Raw genomic sequence first — 1,273 nt, 5'->3', positions numbered from 1 at the left:
AGTCTCAGGGAGAACTCATCTCGGGGCAAGTTTCGTGCTTAGATGCTTTCAGCACTTATCTCTTCCGCATTTAGCTACCGGGCAGTGCCATTGGCATGACAACCCGAACACCAGTGATGCGTCCACTCCGGTCCTCTCGTACTAGGAGCAGCCCCCCTCAGTTCTCCAGCGCCCACGGCAGATAGGGACCGAACTGTCTCACGACGTTCTAAACCCAGCTCGCGTACCACTTTAAATGGCGAACAGCCATACCCTTGGGACCTACTTCAGCCCCAGGATGTGATGAGCCGACATCGAGGTGCCAAACACCGCCGTCGATATGAACTCTTGGGCGGTATCAGCCTGTTATCCCCGGAGTACCTTTTATCCGTTGAGCGATGGCCCTTCCATTCAGAACCACCGGATCACTATGACCTGCTTTCGCACCTGCTCGCGCCGTCACGCTCGCAGTCAAGCTGGCTTATGCCATTGCACTAACCTCCTGATGTCCGACCAGGATTAGCCAACCTTCGTGCTCCTCCGTTACGCTTTAGGAGGAGACCGCCCCAGTCAAACTACCCACCAGACACTGTCCGCAACCCGGTTCACGGGTCTACGTTAGAACACCAGCCATTAAAGGGTGGTATTTCAAGGACGGCTCCATGCAGACTGGCGTCCACACTTCAAAGCCTCCCACCTATCCTGCACATCAAGGACCAGTGTTCAGTGTCAAGCTATAGTAAAGGTTCACGGGGTCTTTCCGTCTTGCCGCGGGTACACTGCATCTTCACAGCGAGTTCAATTTCACTGAGTCCCGGGTGGAGACAGCCTGGCCATCATTACGCCATTCGTGCAGGTCGGAACTTACCCGACAAGGAATTTCGCTACCTTAGGACCGTTATAGTTACGGCCGCCGTTTACCGGGGCTTCGATCAGGAGCTTCGCTTGCGCTGACCCCATCAATTAACCTTCCGGCACCGGGCAGGCGTCACACCGTATACGTCCACTTTCGTGTTTGCACAGTGCTGTGTTTTTAATAAACAGTTGCAGCCAGCTGGTATCTTCGACTGACTTCAGCTCCACGGGTAAACCGCTTCACCTACGTGTCAGCGTGCCTTCTCCCGAAGTTACGGCACCATTTTGCCTAGTTCCTTCACCCGGGTTCTCTCAAGCGCCTTGGTATTCTCTACCTGACCACCTGTGTCGGTTTCGGGTACGATCTGATGTTACCTGAGGCTTAGAGGCTTTTCCTGGAAGCAGGGCATTTGTTGCTTCAGCACCGTAGTGCCTCGTC

The 1,273-nt window shown here is 54.6% G+C and carries 1 rRNA gene; it reads right to left on the bottom strand.

Annotated features, from left to right (window positions below):
• A 23S ribosomal RNA gene (locus F4V61_RS21960) occupies positions 1-1,273 on the bottom strand; the annotation flags it as partial.

It is taken from the genome of Salmonella enterica subsp. arizonae, from assembly GCF_008692845.1.
GTDB lineage: Bacteria > Pseudomonadota > Gammaproteobacteria > Enterobacterales > Enterobacteriaceae > Salmonella > Salmonella arizonae.
This window is presented reverse-complemented; position numbering and strand designations above follow the sequence as displayed.